Origin of the sequence: Candidatus Palauibacter sp. (assembly GCF_965237495.1) — a bacterium.
Classification (GTDB): Bacteria; Gemmatimonadota; Gemmatimonadetes; order Palauibacterales; family Palauibacteraceae; genus Palauibacter.
Genome location: NZ_OZ250143.1, coordinates 244,899 through 260,143 on the forward strand (window position 1 = coordinate 244,899; position 15,245 = coordinate 260,143).

Sequence of the window (15,245 nt, forward strand, 5' to 3'; positions counted from 1 at the left end):
CTATTCGCCCCGATCCATCACGTCGAACAGGTCGTATCGCGCTCCGGGGCCCGGAGCGCGGGCGCCGCCGTCCCCTTCGGCGGGCCGCAGTTCGTCCGGGTTCGCGGGGCGACGCAGATGCCAGTCCGTTGCCCGCTGGTACGCCGCGATGGCCGACAGGAGGTGGTGCTCCGTGTAGGGTTCGGCACCGAACATCGCCCCGATCGGCCGCGGATAGCCGGTCGACTCCGTCTCGAACCCGACCGGGAAGCCGATGAGCGGCAGCCCCACCATGTCGAAGGGGAAGGGCTGCGTCTGCGTCACCAGATCGCAGCGGCCGAACACGCCCTCGAGGATCTCCTCGAGGAGGATCAGCCGGGCCCGTGACCCGCGCACGTACTCCGCGGCGGGGAGGAGCAGCCCGTTGATCCACGGGGCGAGCGAGACGCCGAACTTCCGCACGTCGTCGCGCAGGTGCTCGAGGAAGATCTCCGAGCGCTCCGGGAGGCGCACGTTGTTGAAGTTGGAGCTGGTCAGCGTCTCCCAGTGGGTCGGGAAGGCGAGTTCGACGACTTCGGCCCCCAGTTCCTCCAGCGTCGCGAGCATCCGCCGCCGCGCCTCGGCCGTCGCCACCTCCCGCCGGTAGGCGGCCTGCGTGCGTTCGCGCCGGGGGAAGGAACTCCCGATGCGGTCGATGTCGGGGTCCGGCTCGGGCCCGGGGCCGGCGGGCGGGTCCGGCTCGTCGAGGTATCCGGGCAGCACGCCGATCCGGACCGGCCCCCCGCGCTCCGGATGGACGAGCGGCCGTCCGTCGCCGCCGGCGTCGCGCACGGCCCCCATGTAGTCCGGGACGGGCGGCAGCCCCAGCGAGCGCGGGTCCAGCGGATCCGGCCCCGCCATCACCTGCAGCATCGCGGCCGCGTCCACCGCGTCGCGCGCCAGCGGCCCGGGGTGGTCGCGCGTGTAGGTGAGCGGGAGGACGCCGTACAGCGACACTCGGCCCATCGTCGGCTTGATCCCGGTCAGCCCCTGGGCGTTCGAGGGGTTCGTGATCGACCCGCCCGTCTGTGTGCCCGTGCTCGAGGCGGCCATGCGGGCCGCGACCGCCGTCGCCGACCCGCTCGACGAGCCGCTCGGGCTCACGTCCTCGTGGTGCGGGGCCCACGCGTTGGCCGTCGTGCGCTCCCCGGTGGGCGTACTCGCGGCCGTCGTCGCGAGCGGTCCCATCTGCGTCTTGCCGAGCAGGATCGCGCCCGCGTCCCGGAGCCGGGCCCAGGCAGTCGCGTCGAAGTCCGGCACGAAGCCCTCGAAGATGAACGAGTTCGCCGTCGTCCGGACCCCCGCGGTGAAGAAGTTGTCCTTGATCGCGAGCGGTACGCCCGTCAGGGGACCGCTGCCGCGCGTCCGGTCCGCCATCCGCGCCGCCTCGAGAGCGGCCTCCGAGACCACGGTGTTGAACGCCTGGTAGCGGGGGTCCCAGCGCCCGATCCGCCGGAGATATGCCTCCACCAGTTCGACCGCGCTCACGTCGCGGTCCCGCATGAGGCGCGCCGCCTCGACGAGCGTGAGTTCGGTGAGATCCGTTGGCTGGGGGCGGTCCGCGGCCGGCGGATCGAACTCCGGCGATCGTAACCCGTCTCGCGGTGCGACCGCGCGCCCGGCGGGGGCGAGCGGCACGGTCCCACCCAGGGCCCGCGGGGTCGCGATCGCCGTCGCGGTCAACGCCGTCATCCGCTCCAGGAAGCGGCGCCGGTTCAGCTCACCCACGGTTCCACGCGCCCATTTCGGAGGGATAGAGGGCGGGCGCGGGCCCCATGGCGTCGAGTTCGAAATCGGCGATGGCCCCCGGCGTCGACCGCAGGAAGCGGCGCGCGGACGCCATGATACGCCGTTGATCGGCCGGCGCATCCTCGTCGTCGTCAGGGAGGACCGAAAGATCGACGCCGAGCAGCGCCAGACGCGTGCGGATGTACGCGTCGAGCTGTTCGTCCGTCAGCTCCTGCACGGCCGCGGCGGATCGCGGCGGAGCCTGTCGGCGGGCCATGGCGCCTCCGTGGGAAGGGTGTTCGGAAGGATCATGACTTCGGCGACCGCCCCGCGCCACGGTCCAACCCGCCCCGGTGCATTCCCGGCTGCGGTCCGGACGCCTAGATTGACCGCAGCCGCGGCCCGAGAGTGCGCGGCGCGTGGGGCGAAAGGAGAGACCTATGGCTTACCGAAGCGACGCAACGGGGCGGATGGGACGCCCGCGTGCGTTGGCCGGTGTCGCCTTCGCCTTGCTGTTCATCGTCTCCGGGGCGATGGCGGGCCAGCACAGCCACGCGGATACGGCCGAATCGCCGGCCGCGTGTGCCGTCTGCGCGTCAACGCATCAGGCTCCTGTCCTCGCAGCCCCCACGCAGCTCCCTGACCTCAGGCTCGACTATCGGTCGACGCCGCTGGACGGCGGTTCCCGACTCGCCGGTCGACCCGCGGCCGCGAGCCCCGACCGCGCCCGCGCTCCCCCCGCCGCTCTCTCCCTCTGACCGACTGAATCCGACAGCCAGGCACGAGGGTCGCCCCGACGTGCCGGCGTCATATCCGCAAGAACGGAGATCCGTCCGCCCCGGCAGGACCCACGGGCGCACGGGTCGGGAGAGGACCATGAAGAGACTGCTGGCGAGCGGCCTGAGGGCCGCATGTCTTGCCGTAGCATTCATCCTCGTCGGGAGCGGCGCGGCCGAGGCTCAGGTCTCCGGCGAGATCCGCGTCCGCGTCGTCGACGTCGGTGGAGACCCGGTCGAGGAGGCCGACGTCAGAGTGGTCGACCTGGGTCGGGTGCTGCACGTCGAGGGCGACGAAGAGGCGCGCTTCGAGCGCGTCCCCGCCGGAGAATACCTGATCGAGGTCGAGAGCCCCCGTGCGGGGCGCGGCATCCGGGCGGTTCGCGTCACCGCCGGAGAGACGGTCGAGGTGACCGTCACCGTGTCGCTCTTCTTCCACGGACAGGAACTCGTCGTCTCGGTCGGGGGGGGTACCCAGGCCGACCTGTACACACCGAGCCACGTCGAGCGCGGCATCGACCTCAGGGCCTCGGCGCAGACCAGCCTCGGAGAAACGCTCGCCGACCAGCCCGGCGTGAACTCCTCCTATCACGGACCCGGAAGCTCACGCCCGATCATTCGCGGACTCGGCGGGTCGCGGGTGCGCGTGCTCGAATCGGGTCTGGGATCGGGAGACGCCTCCACGACGAGTCCGGATCACGCCCCGAGCGTGGAAGCGATGGCCGCCGACCGGATCGAGGTCATCCGCGGGCCCGCGACACTCCTCTACGGCGGTTCGGCGGTCGGTGGGGTCGTCAATATCGAGGATGGACGAGTGCCGCGAGAGATCCCGGCTCACCCGGTCATCGCCACCCTGACGTTGAGGGGCGGCACCGTTGCCGACGAACGCAACGCCGCGGGCCGCGTCGACGGCGCGGCCGGACGAATTGCGCTACACCTCAGCGGGCTCTACCGGAAGACGCAGGACTACGCCATCCCGGGCCTCGCCTCCATCGACGAGCTTCACCCGCCAGGCGAGGAGGAAGAGGCTGAGGAGGGGCCCGAGGAGGCGCTCCCCGGGATCCTCCCCAACAGTTCCGTCGAGACGGCGAGGTTCGCGGGCGGACTCTCCTACGTCGGGGACAACGGATTCATCGGCGTCTCCTTCCTCGGATACGACAGCGACTACGGCGTTCCGGGCGGTCATGGGCACGGGGAGGAAGAAGGGGAGCGCCACGAGGACGAAGACGAAGAAGATGAAGAGGAGGGACACGCCGGGGAGGAGGGAGACGTGCGCGTCGACCTTCGGCAACGGCGTGCGGACTTCATGGCCGGCTGGCGCCTGGGCGGCGATTTCCTGAAGCGTGTCGAAGCCCGCTTCGGGCTGACGGACTATCAGCACTTCGAGATCCTCGTGGACGATGTCTCGGGTGACCGCGACATCGAGACCCGGTTCTTCAACAACGAGTGGGAAGGACGGCTGCAAGTCGAACACGCGCTCGCGGAAGGCAGTCGCGGCGCCTTCGGAATCCACGCCCGCAACCGCGACTTCGAGGCGATCGGCGAGGAAGCCTTCGTGCCGCCTTCCTCGACGCTCGAGTTCGCCGCCTTCCTGTTCGAGGAGTTCAGCGTCGGACGATTCGGACTCCAGACCGGCGCGCGGTTCGAGACCCGGGCGACCGAAGCCGAGGGTGTCGTCAGGAGAAGAAACGACCGCGGTTTCTCCGCATCCCTCGGCGGCGTGTTCGAGGCCTCCGAGGCGGTCTCGTTCGTCGTCAGCGCGGCCCGTTCGGCGAAGCTGCCGTCGGCCGAGGAGTTGTTCTCGAACGGGCCGCACCTGGCCACGCAGGTGTTCGAACTCGGCGATCCGGAGCTGGATCCGGAGTTCGGGCTCAGCCTCGATGCCGCCATCCGGATCGGCACGGAATCCGTCCGGACCGAGCTGAGCGTCTTCTCGAACTCGTTCGACGGCTTCACCTACCAGGCGTTCACCGGCGAGGAGGAAGACGGCCTCGTGGTGGCCCTGTGGTCCCAGGCGGACGCGGTCTTCACCGGATTCGAGGCGCATGCCGAAGTGGAGTTGTTCCACTACGGGGACGGACACTTCGTGATGGACGCCTTCGGCGACTACGTACGCGCCGAACTCACCGCGAACGACCAGCCGCTCCCGCGCATTCCTGCGTTTCGCTTCGGCGCGGGCCTGGGACATGAGTCTCCCGCATGGCACGGCCACGTTCGGGCCAGGCGCACGGCCGGCCAGGAGCGGGTGGCGGCGTTCGAGGAGCCGACGGACGGGTATACCCTGATCGACGCGAGTGTCGGATATCGGATCTTCCAGGGTCGGGTGGCGCACGACATCGTGCTCTCGGGGACGAATCTGACTGACCGGGAGGCGCGGAGTCACACCTCGTTCCTCAAGGAACTGGCGCCGTTTCCCGGGCGGGAGATTCGCCTCACGTACCAGCTGAGCTTCTAGCGGGCTGCCAGCGATCCATCGTGACGTGCGAGCGCGGGCGCCGGAGGGGTTTGCCGTCGAACGGCGCCCACGCTAACGTTCACGGGAGCCCGTGGCGGCAGCGCTTGTGCCGCGGGCCGCGCGATGCGGGGCCGTATTTCTTGAGCCAACAATTGCCCAAAGAGTCTCCCATCCGGAGGCGGACGCCATGCCCCGCGGGGGAAGGCGAAGACCGAAGGTAGGGGGCGAACCGTGTATCCGAGGGCTTCAAGAAATCACCTTGCATCCGCCCGGTAGTCCGCGGCGAAGCCCCGCGCCGCTCGATGCAGCGGGGCTTTCGCCACGGGCTGCCTACCAGAGGGGGTGGCCCACGGGTCGCCCCTTTTGCATCGGGGGTGCCCCGTGAGTGGAGCGGGACTCCGCCTCGGCCCGCTGGACCATTGGAGGGCGTCGTGAGCGAAGAAAGCCTGGCTCATCGTCAGGTGGACCCGAGGACCAGGCTCGCCGTCGATCCGGCGAAGGTCGAGACCGACAACGAGGATCTCCTCGCTCGTCTCGTCCGCGAACAACTCGAGCTGCTGGGCGAGGATCCCCGGCGCGAGGGTCTGGTTCGCACGCCCGCGCGCGTGGCCGGGGCCATGCAGTTCCTCACGCGCGGTTACGCGCAGACGGTCGACGAGGTGATCGGAGCCGCGATCTTCGAGGAACCCCACGACTCGATGGTCATGGTCAGGGACATCGAGGTGTACTCGCTCTGCGAGCATCACATGCTGCCCTTTTTCGGCAAGGCGCACATCGCCTACATCCCCGATGGCCGCATCGTCGGGATCTCGAAGTTGCCCCGCATCGTGGATGTGTTCGCCCGCCGGCTTCAACTGCAGGAGCGCCTCACGGAGCAGATCGCCCAGGCGATCGAGGACGTGCTGCAGCCGCAAGGCGTGGGGGTCGTCGTCGAGGCCAAGCACCTGTGCATGATGATGCGGGGCGTGGAGAAGCAGAACTCGAAGACGATCACGAGTGCCGTCCGCGGGCTGTTCCGGCGAGACTACCGGACGCGCGCGGAGTTCCTGCGCCTCGCCTATTCCCCCGACGCCTGACGGCCGCCGGCCGCGGACGGGCTGACCCCAGGCGGCCGGAGCGGCGATCCCGTGTTCCTCGAACTCTCCGAAGTCCTCGACTGTCCCGACTGCCGGGCCTCGGCCGGCCTGGTGGCCTTCGTCGACCGGGCCGAGCGTCGACGGGTGATCGAAGGGCGGCTCGGGTGTCCCCTGTGCGAGATCGAAGTGCCGATCCGTCGCGGAACGATGCGGTTCGATCTCTCAGGAGCCGCGCGACGGGCTTCCGGGGCCGCGCCGGCCGACCCGGCCCGCCCCGACACACCCCCGCCCGGCCCCGCTTCGGAGACCGCGCTGCGGATCGCCGCGCTGCTCGGCGTGACCGACCGGGCCGGCCAGGTCGTCCTGCTGGGCCCGGGTCTGGCCGGGCACGCGGGCCGGCTCGCCCGCATGGGGGACCGCCTCGAGGTCGTCGCCTGGCTGGATGCCCGGGCCGACCCGGCCGACCCGGCCGCACCGGGCGTCGCCGACCTCGAAGCGGGCGTGGACCCGTTGCTCGGCGCCGCGCCGGGCGGCTGGCCCGTCAGGTCGGGCGCGCTGCACGGGGTCGCGCTCACCGGACCGCTGGCGCTCCACCTGACCGAGATCGAGCGCTGCGTTCGCCCGGGCGCGCGTCTCTTCGTGGCTGAGCCGACTTCGGAGGACCTCGAGTCGCTGTCGGAATCGGGCTTCAGGGAACTGGCCGCGGACCCGACGGCCTGGGTCGGCGAACGCCGCTGGACATCGCCGGGTTGAACGCCGGACGGTCGCTCACGCCGATAGACGTTGCCCCAGCTTGACAAGACTGTATAATCCCCAGTGTCCAGATGTACGAGCGAATCAGGTTCGGGGACGGGGATGTCCCCGGCTCGCTTCGGGGGGGTGGGTATGACGCGGTGGAAGATCTGGAGCAGAAATGGTGGGCGTCGGGTGGGGGAGCCGGATTACTATGAGGAGGGCGTCGACCTCGTCCGGCATGGGCTTTATCACGAGGCGCTGATCTCTTTCCGCCTGTTCCTGAAACACCAACCGCAGCACGCCGCCACGCTGGAGCAGATGGCCGTGGTCTACACGCATATCGGACTGGCGGACGAAGCCGTCCGGGCCTACGCGGCCGCTCTGGAGGAGCGTCCCCGCAGCCCCGCCGCCCATTACGGGCTGGCATTCCTTCTTCTGAGGAAGGGAGCCGAAGGGGAGGCCAGGCGGCACCTGGAGGAATTCCTCGTCCTGGCCCGCGCGGACCGGGAGGAGCCGAGACACCTCGATCACGCCCGCCGGACCCTGCAACGACTCGGCGCTCCGGTGGCCGAGGCGGCGACGAACTGAGAGCCGCCGCCGCGTGCACGTCTCGACCCCCCTTCCCGAAGACTACCGCCCCGGCACCCTCCCCGAACTCTTTCTGAACGGACTTTCCCGCCCGCGGGCCGATGCGGCCCGCACGCGAGGGTCCGATGGCGCCTGGACATCGATCTCCACGGACGAGATCGGGCGACGCGCGCGGGCGCTCGCCCTGGGACTGAGGGCGAAGGGCTTCGCGCGCGGCGACCGCATCGCGATCCTCGCGCAGACTCGGCTCGAGTGGGCGCTTTCGGACTGGGGCATCGCCATGGCGGGTCTCCCCTCCGTGCCCGTCTATCCGGTGCTCCCCGCCGAGCAGGTCCAGTACATCCTCTCCGACGCCGGCGCCCGCGCCGTTTTCGTCGAAGATCAGGAACAGCTGGACAAGATCGCGGAAATCGAAGCTGATCTGCCCGCGCTGGAGCTGGCGATCGCGTTCGAACCGGTGACGGCGCCCGCCGGGTCCGCCCTCGAGACGATGCAGCTCGACGAGTTGTCGAGACTGGGAGAGGCCGCGCCCGAGGCGCTCGCGGAGACGTACGAATCCCACGCGCGAGAGACGCGCCCGGAGGACCTCGCGACGCTCATCTACACCTCGGGCACGACCGGCGACCCGAAGGGGGTGATGCTCACGCACGGCAACTTCCACTCCAACGCCGATCTCGCCCTGCGCGTCTTCCCCGTCGACTCGAGCGACGTGGCCCTCGGGCTGTTGCCGCTCGCGCACGTGTTCGAGCGCACGGTGGGGCACTACATCATGTGGCATGCCGGCGTGACGGTGGCGTACGCGGAGTCGACGAATACCGTGGCCCGCGACCTCGGAGAGGTCTCTCCCACCTTCATGGCCGCCGTGCCGCGGGTGTTCGAGAAGGTGCTCGAGAGGGCCGAAGAGGCTGCGAGGACGGCGGGGGGCGCGAAGGAGAAGATCTTCGGCTGGGCCCGGCGGGTCGGGGAGCGGCGCGCCATCGCGGATCTGGAGGGGCGGCGGACCGGACCCCTCCTCGGTCTCCAGGCCGCCGTCGCGGACCGTCTCGTATTCTCGAAGCTGCGCGCCCGGACCGGCGGCAGGATTCGGTACTTCGCGAGCGGCGGCGCCCCGCTCCCGCCGGCGGTGGGCCTCTTCTTCTTCGGTGCCGGCCTCCGGGTCGTGGAGGGGTACGGGCTGACCGAGACCTCGCCCGTCCTCACCTTCAATCCGGTCGACGCCATCCGCCTCGGCACCGTCGGAAAACCGATCCCGGGCACGGAAATCCGCATCGCCGAGGACGGGGAGATCCTCGCCCGCGGACCGCAGATCATGGCGGGCTACTTCAACAGGCCCGAGGCGACGGCCGAAGCGATCGACGAAGACGGCTGGTTCCACACCGGAGATGTCGGGGAGATCGACGATCACGGGTACGTCAGGATCACGGATCGCAAGAAGGACCTGCTGATCACGGCCTACGGCAAGAACATCGCGCCGCAGCCGATCGAATCCGAGATCAAGCGCCACCCGCTGGTCGCCGAGGCCGTGATGCTGGGGGACCAGCGCAAGTTCCCGATCGTCGTCATCGTGCCGGAGTACGCGGTCCTCCGCCCGCGGTTTCACGGCGTCGAGGAGGCGGCGGACGCCGATCTGGCTACGGACCCGCAGACCCGCAGCCTCCTCCGACGGGCGGTGCGGGAGTGCTGCCGCGAGTTCGCGCACTACGAACAGCCGCGCGAGGTGCTCGTCGTCCCCGGTCCGTTCACGATCGAGGGCGGGGAGTTGACCCCGACCCTCAAGGTGAAGCGCCGCGTCATCCAGACCCGCTTCGCCGACGCGATCGACGCGCTCTACGAGCGGGCCGAGGACGCCATGAGCCGGCGGGAGAAAGAGCGGGACGGCCCGTGAGCGAGGTCGTGGTCGGGTTCATGACCGGGCCCGACCGCGAACAACTCGTGCGGATCGGACGGGCGCTCGTCGCCGAACGGCTCATCGCCTGCCTGAACGTCGTCGAAGGCGTGACGTCCGTCTATCGCTGGGACGACGAACTGCGGGAGGACGCGGAGGCCCTCGGGATCCTCAAGACGACGGCCGCCCGCGTCGACGCCGTCGGAAGTCGGGTTCGCGACCTCCACCCCTACGACGTCCCCGAGATCCTCTTCCTCCCCGTCGCCGCCGGCTCCGAAGCCTACCTCGACTGGGTCCGCGGGGAGGTGGACCGCTAGGCTAGCTCCCCGCCGCCCGCGGGGGACGGCGCCGCGCCCTCAGCGCGCCGCCTCGTTCTCCGATCTGTACCAGAGCCAGAAGAGGACGCCCGCCGCCGTCCACAGGATGGCGCCGCCCCCGATCCTCATGATCAGCCCCGCCAGCCGCTGGTCCTCGCCCGCCGAGAGGATACCGACCGGGGGGGCCAGTTCGTACGTCGCGTAGAACGGAAGCTCCGCGAACGTGAGGAAGACGTAGGGGAGGGTCATCAGCACCGTGCTCGCGATCAGATAGCAGATGCGGACCCCGAGCGGGAAGCGCGGCCGATGCGGGACCGGGCTCACCACGGGCCACCAGAAGACGAGGCCGCCGCCCAGCCAGGCCATGTCGAGAACGAGTGATCCCGCCTGCGAACCCATGAGTCCGTCCACCACGCCCGGCCAGTGGGTCGCGATGACGACCGTGTGGAACAGGAGGAGCGCGATCAGCGGCCGCGAGAGAGCGCCGGCGACGCCCGCCAGCCGGCTGCCGGCCGCGCGTTGGAGCGCTCTCCGGGGAAGACCCGCGATCAGGAGCGGCGGGGCGAGGAGGGCGATGAGGAGGAACTGCACCATGTGCACCGACGCCAGATAGCCCGAGCCCAGCGCGCCCACCGGCCAGTCGAGCGCGACCCAGAGCGAGAGAGCGCCGACGCCGAACCGCGTGAGTTCCGCCCGCGTGGGCCGCGAGCCGCGGGTGAACCGTCGGTAGGCCAGCAGCAGGAGCGCGATGAACAGCCACACGCCGGGGTAGGGACGCCACGACCAGTTCCAGGGGATCCCCCCCTGGGCGGCGCACCACCATTGCATGGCGAGGGGTCAGCCGCCCGCTTCGTCCGCCGGACGCGGGGCGGTCCGGTGGAGACGCAGCAGGATGGGCAAATCGTGCCTCCAGTCCGTCTGGCGCACGCCGCCGGGATACAGCGCCCGTACGACGGCGTCCCCCGTGATGGCCACGACCGGCGTGGCGTGACCCACGTCGTACGGTTCGCCGCTCCCCGGCGCGGGCGGATCTCCCTCGATCCTCGCCGCCGGGAGGTGGAAGGCGGCCTGGACCTCGTTCACCGCTTCCATGTCGCCGCGGAGTCCGACGAAGGACCGGTCGAAGCGGTCGAGCCACGCCCGCAGCCGTCCAGGCGTATCCCGCGCAGGGTCGGTGGTGACGAAGACGACCTCGATCGCGCGCCGGTCTCCGTACGCCAGATCGTCGAGCGCCGCGCTCAGCACCGCCATCTGCACCGGGCAAATATCCGGACACCAGGTGTAGCCGAAGAAGAGGAGCGTGAGAGACCCCGCGGCCTCGCTCCGGAAGTCGTACCGGCGTCCCTCGGTATCGAGGAGCGCGAACTCCGGCGCCTCGAAGGGGCGATCGAGGGCGAGGCCGCGCAGCCCGCCCGCGCCCTCCGCGCGGTCGATGCCCGCGTCGGGAGCCCCGCAGCCGAAGGTGGCGCCGGCAAACGCCGCGAAGACGAGGGTCGCACCTGTCCGGGAGCGTGTCATCGTTCGAGCGCGTCCTACGCGAAGAGAGCGGCGAGGGAGGAGGCGATGCCGTCCAGCAACCCCCGTATGTAGTCCAGGACGGGGAAGGTGTCCAGGACGACGAGGCCGGTCCCGATCACCGCGCCGAGGCCATAGCCGAGCCGAACGATCAGATCGAACTCGCGCTGGCTGATATCGCGTACGAGCCGCTCGATCCGCTGGATCGGGAAGTTCTCGATCTTGCTGGAGATCCGATCCGCGATCCGGATGCGCTCCGCCACCTCGGGCACGCGCCCGGCGACCCAGTCCCACGTGGGCGCGGCCATGGTGTCCGCGAGCCGCACGGCCGCGTCCTCGCGCAGGATGCGGTCCAGACGGCCGATCGGCGTGCGGAGGAGGCGGTCCGCGACCGGTTCGGCGATCGAGTCGAAGAGCGCGCGCCCGGCCTCGGAACGGAACCCCGCCGCGAGCGCACTCGCCACCCGGTCCGCCGGCACGGCCCCCAGCACGTCCGCCCAGCTGCGTTCGGCGAAGCGCTCGAGCAGTTCCTCGAGCTGGTCCATCAGGAAGGCTCGCGATCCGGGATCGCGGGCCGCCCCCACGAGCCACCCGGCGATCGAGTCGAGCGCGCTCTCGACCTGGGGGTCGCCCGCGACGCCGAACACCTCCGACGGGGGGTGTCGCAGGAACTCGACCACGCCTTCGTTGACGTTGCGGGCGATGGCCGTCTGCACCTCCTCTTCGCGCAGCACCTTTCCGAGGCGGTCGGCCCCCTCCGCCTCGAGCGTGTTCAGCGCGCGCGTCACGGTGTCTTCGGTGACGACGAGGCGGGCGACGACGCGCTGATGGAACCGGAGATCCTGCATGAAGCGGGCGAGCAGCTCGCCGATCAGCCGTTCGATCCGCTCGCGCGCCCCGGGATCGTCGAGAAGCCGGCTCAGCCGCTCGATGGCGACCGGGAGGTAGTCCCGGATGGCGTGTTCGAGCGCAGCCACCAGCCCCGGGGGGACGAGCTGCTCGAACGTCCGGTCCGATCTCAGCATGTGCCGCGCCGCCTCGTCGAGGTGACGCCGCACCGTGGCCTCGAAGGCCGCGGACTCGACCAGCCGCACGAGCCCGCCCTCGATCGCCTCCTGGACGGCCGCGCGCCGCTCCGGGTCGAGCGTCCGCGACAGTGGCGCCTCGCTCAGCGATTCGCGGACCGTGTCGAGGAGTCGGGACGCTTCTTCCCGCAACTCGGGCGAGTCGAGAGCGCCCGCGAGGAACTCCCGCCCCTCCGACAGGAGCCCCATCAGGAGTCGCCGAACCTCGACGAGCGCCGCTTCGGGCAGCAGGTCCGCCAGCGCCGGCTGCTCCCGTTCGGTCAGCTCGATGGCCAGTTCTCGCAGTCGCCCCTGAAACGCGGTCTCCAGTTGCTGCAGTTCGGAGGCGATGTCGTCCGGGGTCAGGAGGGTGCCGCCGACGACGTTCCCCACGGATTCGGCCAGCCGATTCTGGTTCTTCGGTACGGCGCCCTGCAGCCACCGGACCTTCCGGCCGAAAAATCGCGGTGGGCGGTAGGGGTGGAACAGCATCCAGACGGCGATCCGGTTCGTGATCCCGCCCGCAAGGGCTCCGAAGGCGACGGTGACGACGGCGCGCAGCCAGTCGATGTCCATCAGGGCGTGGGCAGCGTGGCCGAGAGCCCGGTGAAGTGGAACTCCTCGCCCCCGATACGGAGGACCGCCTCCAGGCGGACCGCGGACGCGACGCCCGGCACCTCGGTCGCGAGGGGTCGAAAGGTTCCCCACAGCTCCGAACCGGCGATCTCGAAGCGCCGCGCCGAGGCGGATGCGGGGTCGGGCGGCGCGAGCATCACCTCGCCCCAGGTGGCCTCGATTCCGTGCAGCCAGGTGTAGGCCACGGCGGGCTGCCCGAGCGCCCCGGCGTGGATGAGGAATCCGTTCCCGAGCGAGTCGGCGAAGAGAAGGGTCTCTCCCCCCTCGGCCGGCGCGGGAATCCGCAGCGCCCGGGCGGCCCGCCGAAAGAAGAGCATGCCGGGCAACGCCTCCGGCCCCGTCTGGAGGACGCCGATTCCGAGGGACTCCCGCTGCCCGGTCGGCCCCGTCCAGACCGACACCTGTTCGCCCGCCACGAGCCGCATGGCCTCCGCGCCTTCGTCGGCCCGGTCGGGCGGTCCGGTGAAGTGGAGGCTCACGACCTGGCCGGCGTCCCCGACGCGCACGGACATCCCGGGCGCGGGGAGCAGACGCCAGCCCGCGCGGGCCACCGCCAGCGTGTCCCGGGCCAGCAGGAGCGACCGCCAGGGGCCGCCATCGCTGACCTGGACCTCGTAGTCGCGCGACAGATGCGGCCCCCGCGCCGTCTGGTCGAACGAGCCGAAGAACGCGTTCCCGTCGCCGTCGGCGAAGAGCAGGTGCGTCAGATAACGTGCGTCCACCGGCGCCGCGAGCAGTTCACCGCCTGTTTCGTCGCTGCTCTCCGCCGTCCCATCGGGGGAGGGGCGCGCGCACGCGCACAGGATCGCGACCGCGCACGCCGCGGGGAACGGAAGCCGCCGGATCACGATGCCCCCGGGAGTGCCTCCGATGGGGGGCCGGGTTCGGAGGTTCCGGCGGACTCCGACAATCGGGCCGCCGGCCCGAGGGCCCGGTCGAGCCACAGCAGCATGCGCCGGATCCGACGCCGGTTGGCCCCGAGGTCGAAGTCCCTCCGCCGGGCCCGCGACAACGCATCCACGCGGGTGAGGCCGTTTGCATCCAGCGCGACCCAGACCGTGAGGTCGTCGACGAACCGGAGGACCGGGTTCACGCACATCACGCTGATCAGGCCGAGGTCTTCATCGCTGAGCGCGAGCTTCCACGACGGACGTCGCCGCACGTACCTCAGCAGTTCATCCCAGACGCACGCGAACGGCGCCTGGTAGAGCCGCGGCTCGGGTCCGTCCGGACGCCGCGTGTCCGCCGAGGTGCCGCTGACCTCGCCGGCTCCGGGCGACTCGGCCCATCCCTCCGTCATGCGGAATCTCCGTCTTGCCCGGTTGCCCGCGTCTTCGGCGGCCGGATAGCTTGCCGCTCGGTGCGGCCCGGTCGACGAGTCCACTCGACCCCCGTCCGCGGAGCGACCCCAAGGAGAAACCGACGGTTCGTCATGCAGGCCATAATACCTCTGGCGGGGAAGGGTACAAGGGTCCGTCCCCACACTCATTCCCGTCCCAAACCCTTGTTGCGCGTGGCGAATCGGCCCGTGCTCTCCTACGTTATCGAGCAGCTTCGCGCCGAAGGCGCCGACGATTTCATCTTCATTACCGGACACCTCGCGCCTCGGATTCAGGCTTGGATGACCGAGGAATTCCCCGGGCTCCCGGTCACCTACGTGGAGCAGGTCGCGCAGCGGGGGACGGCCGACGCGATCGCCCTCGCCGAACCGCATGTGACGGGTCCGGTTCTCATCGTGTTCGTCGATACGCTCTTCGACGCGGACTTCAGCGTGCTGCACCGACAGGCCGACGCCTCCGGCATCATCTGGGCCCGGGAGGTCGAGGACTATCAGCGGTACGGCGTCATCCTCACCGATGAGGCCGGGTATATGAAGCAGATCATTGAGAAGCCGGAGGAGCCCGTCTCGAAGCTGGCCAACATCGGCCTGTACTACGTCCGGGACCATGAACTGATGTTCGAAGGCGTTCGACATGTGCTGAATCAGGATCCGAATCTGGGTGAATATTTTCTCACGGACGCGTTCCAATACATGATCGACCGCGGCGCCCGTCTCTTTACGGCGGAAGTGGACGGATGGTTCGATTGCGGGAAGCCGGAGACGCTGCTGGAGACGAATCGGGTCATGCTCGAGCGCGGCCACGGAGACCGGCCGGAGCTTCCGGACTCGGTCTCGATCGAGGGCGCCACGGCGATCGCACCCGACGCCACGGTCGAGGCGTCCAGCCTCGGACCCAACGTGAGCATCGCGGCCGGGAGCCGCGTGCGGGGTTCGCGCCTCCGCGACGCGATCATCGGGGAGGGCAGCGTCATCGAGGACTGCGATCTCCGGGATTCCCTCGTCGGGGATCGCGTGGTCCTGCGGGGCGTGCGCGGGAGGGTCAACGTGGGAGACGACGCCGTCATCGAGGGGGGCCGCTGATGCGAGGTTGCGGCGCCGTGGCCGTCCGGG

Annotated in this window: 14 protein-coding genes; 7 read left to right on the plus strand and 7 right to left on the minus strand. The window is 70.4% G+C overall.

The features are described from left to right. Both ACPXY0_RS01050 and ACPXY0_RS01055 read right to left on the minus strand, forming a co-directional pair. Positions 1 to 1,746, minus strand: coding sequence for an amidase (locus tag ACPXY0_RS01050; protein WP_423927634.1), 1,746 nt, complete (start codon positions 1,744 to 1,746; stop codon positions 1 to 3). Beyond that, on the minus strand, positions 1,739 to 2,023 hold the full coding sequence (locus ACPXY0_RS01055) for a hypothetical protein (protein WP_419167316.1): 285 nt from the start codon (positions 2,021 to 2,023) through the stop codon (positions 1,739 to 1,741). Before ACPXY0_RS01055 ends, ACPXY0_RS01050 begins: the two co-directional genes overlap by 8 nt. 599 nt (positions 2,024 to 2,622) lie before the next feature. Between ACPXY0_RS01055 and ACPXY0_RS01060 the strand changes: the two genes are divergently transcribed. The 6 genes from ACPXY0_RS01060 (at position 2,623) to cutA (ending at position 9,578) form a co-directional block, all read left to right on the plus strand. Then, positions 2,623 to 4,977, plus strand: a complete 2,355-nt coding sequence (locus ACPXY0_RS01060; RefSeq protein ID WP_423927637.1) for a TonB-dependent receptor — start codon at positions 2,623 to 2,625, stop codon at positions 4,975 to 4,977. A gap of 431 nt (positions 4,978 to 5,408) precedes the next feature. Next, positions 5,409 to 6,053: a GTP cyclohydrolase I FolE gene (gene folE / locus ACPXY0_RS01065; protein ID WP_419942597.1), complete on the plus strand. Its 645-nt coding sequence runs from the start codon at positions 5,409 to 5,411 to the stop codon at positions 6,051 to 6,053. A gap of 51 nt (positions 6,054 to 6,104) precedes the next feature. Beyond that, complete coding sequence (locus ACPXY0_RS01070) at positions 6,105 to 6,806, plus strand: hypothetical protein (RefSeq protein ID WP_423927639.1); 702 nt, start codon at positions 6,105 to 6,107, stop codon at positions 6,804 to 6,806. Between the two features lie 132 nt (positions 6,807 to 6,938). After that, entirely contained in the window at positions 6,939 to 7,376 is a 438-nt protein-coding gene (locus tag ACPXY0_RS01075) for a tetratricopeptide repeat protein (protein ID WP_423927641.1), read from the plus strand. Between the two features lie 13 nt (positions 7,377 to 7,389). Further along, positions 7,390 to 9,261, plus strand: coding sequence for an AMP-dependent synthetase/ligase (locus ACPXY0_RS01080; RefSeq protein ID WP_423927643.1), 1,872 nt, complete (start codon positions 7,390 to 7,392; stop codon positions 9,259 to 9,261). After that, entirely contained in the window at positions 9,258 to 9,578 is a 321-nt protein-coding gene (gene cutA, locus ACPXY0_RS01085) for a divalent-cation tolerance protein CutA (protein ID WP_423927645.1), read from the plus strand. Before ACPXY0_RS01080 ends, cutA begins: the two co-directional genes overlap by 4 nt. A gap of 39 nt (positions 9,579 to 9,617) precedes the next feature. Here the strand turns inward: cutA and ACPXY0_RS01090 are convergent, their stop codons facing one another. From ACPXY0_RS01090 to ACPXY0_RS01110, 5 genes are read right to left on the minus strand one after another with little or no spacing between them, the layout of a single operon-like run. Further along, complete coding sequence (locus ACPXY0_RS01090) at positions 9,618 to 10,406, minus strand: cytochrome c oxidase assembly protein (RefSeq protein WP_423927647.1); 789 nt, start codon at positions 10,404 to 10,406, stop codon at positions 9,618 to 9,620. 9 nt (positions 10,407 to 10,415) lie between these two features. Beyond that, complete coding sequence (locus tag ACPXY0_RS01095; RefSeq protein WP_423927649.1) at positions 10,416 to 11,096, minus strand: SCO family protein; 681 nt, start codon at positions 11,094 to 11,096, stop codon at positions 10,416 to 10,418. A gap of 14 nt (positions 11,097 to 11,110) precedes the next feature. Next, the gene (locus ACPXY0_RS01100; RefSeq protein ID WP_419942587.1) at positions 11,111 to 12,733 is read right to left on the minus strand and encodes a DUF445 family protein; all 1,623 of its coding nucleotides are present in this window, start codon (positions 12,731 to 12,733) and stop codon (positions 11,111 to 11,113) included. Beyond that, positions 12,733 to 13,641, minus strand: a complete 909-nt coding sequence (locus ACPXY0_RS01105) for a hypothetical protein (protein ID WP_423927651.1) — start codon at positions 13,639 to 13,641, stop codon at positions 12,733 to 12,735. The genes ACPXY0_RS01100 and ACPXY0_RS01105 overlap by 1 nt, the downstream gene beginning before the upstream one ends. Then, entirely contained in the window at positions 13,638 to 14,093 is a 456-nt protein-coding gene (locus ACPXY0_RS01110; protein WP_419942585.1) for a DUF1499 domain-containing protein, read from the minus strand. The genes ACPXY0_RS01105 and ACPXY0_RS01110 overlap by 4 nt, the downstream gene beginning before the upstream one ends. A 132-nt stretch (positions 14,094 to 14,225) precedes the next feature. On the opposite strand from ACPXY0_RS01110, the gene ACPXY0_RS01115 reads away from it, so the two are divergent. Then, positions 14,226 to 15,215, plus strand: coding sequence for a sugar phosphate nucleotidyltransferase (locus ACPXY0_RS01115; RefSeq protein WP_423927653.1), 990 nt, complete (start codon positions 14,226 to 14,228; stop codon positions 15,213 to 15,215). Positions 15,216 to 15,245: the final 30 nt, after the last annotated feature.

What these genes read in the sequence shown, in the direction of transcription:
- ACPXY0_RS01055 (WP_419167316.1), bottom strand. Translation starts at nt 2,023, where the DNA reads ATGGCCCGCCGACAGGCTCCGCCGCGATCCGCCGCGGCCGTGCAGGAG.
- ACPXY0_RS01060 (WP_423927637.1), top strand. Translation starts at nt 2,623, where the DNA reads ATGAAGAGACTGCTGGCGAGCGGCCTGAGGGCCGCATGTCTTGCCGTA.
- ACPXY0_RS01075 (WP_423927641.1), top strand. Translation starts at nt 6,939, where the DNA reads ATGACGCGGTGGAAGATCTGGAGCAGAAATGGTGGGCGTCGGGTGGGG.
- ACPXY0_RS01090 (WP_423927647.1), bottom strand. Translation starts at nt 10,406, where the DNA reads ATGCAATGGTGGTGCGCCGCCCAGGGGGGGATCCCCTGGAACTGGTCG.
- ACPXY0_RS01095 (WP_423927649.1), bottom strand. Translation starts at nt 11,096, where the DNA reads ATGACACGCTCCCGGACAGGTGCGACCCTCGTCTTCGCGGCGTTTGCC.
- ACPXY0_RS01100 (WP_419942587.1), bottom strand. Translation starts at nt 12,733, where the DNA reads ATGGACATCGACTGGCTGCGCGCCGTCGTCACCGTCGCCTTCGGAGCC.
- ACPXY0_RS01110 (WP_419942585.1), bottom strand. Translation starts at nt 14,093, where the DNA reads ATGACGGAGGGATGGGCCGAGTCGCCCGGAGCCGGCGAGGTCAGCGGC.
- ACPXY0_RS01115 (WP_423927653.1), top strand. Translation starts at nt 14,226, where the DNA reads ATGCAGGCCATAATACCTCTGGCGGGGAAGGGTACAAGGGTCCGTCCC.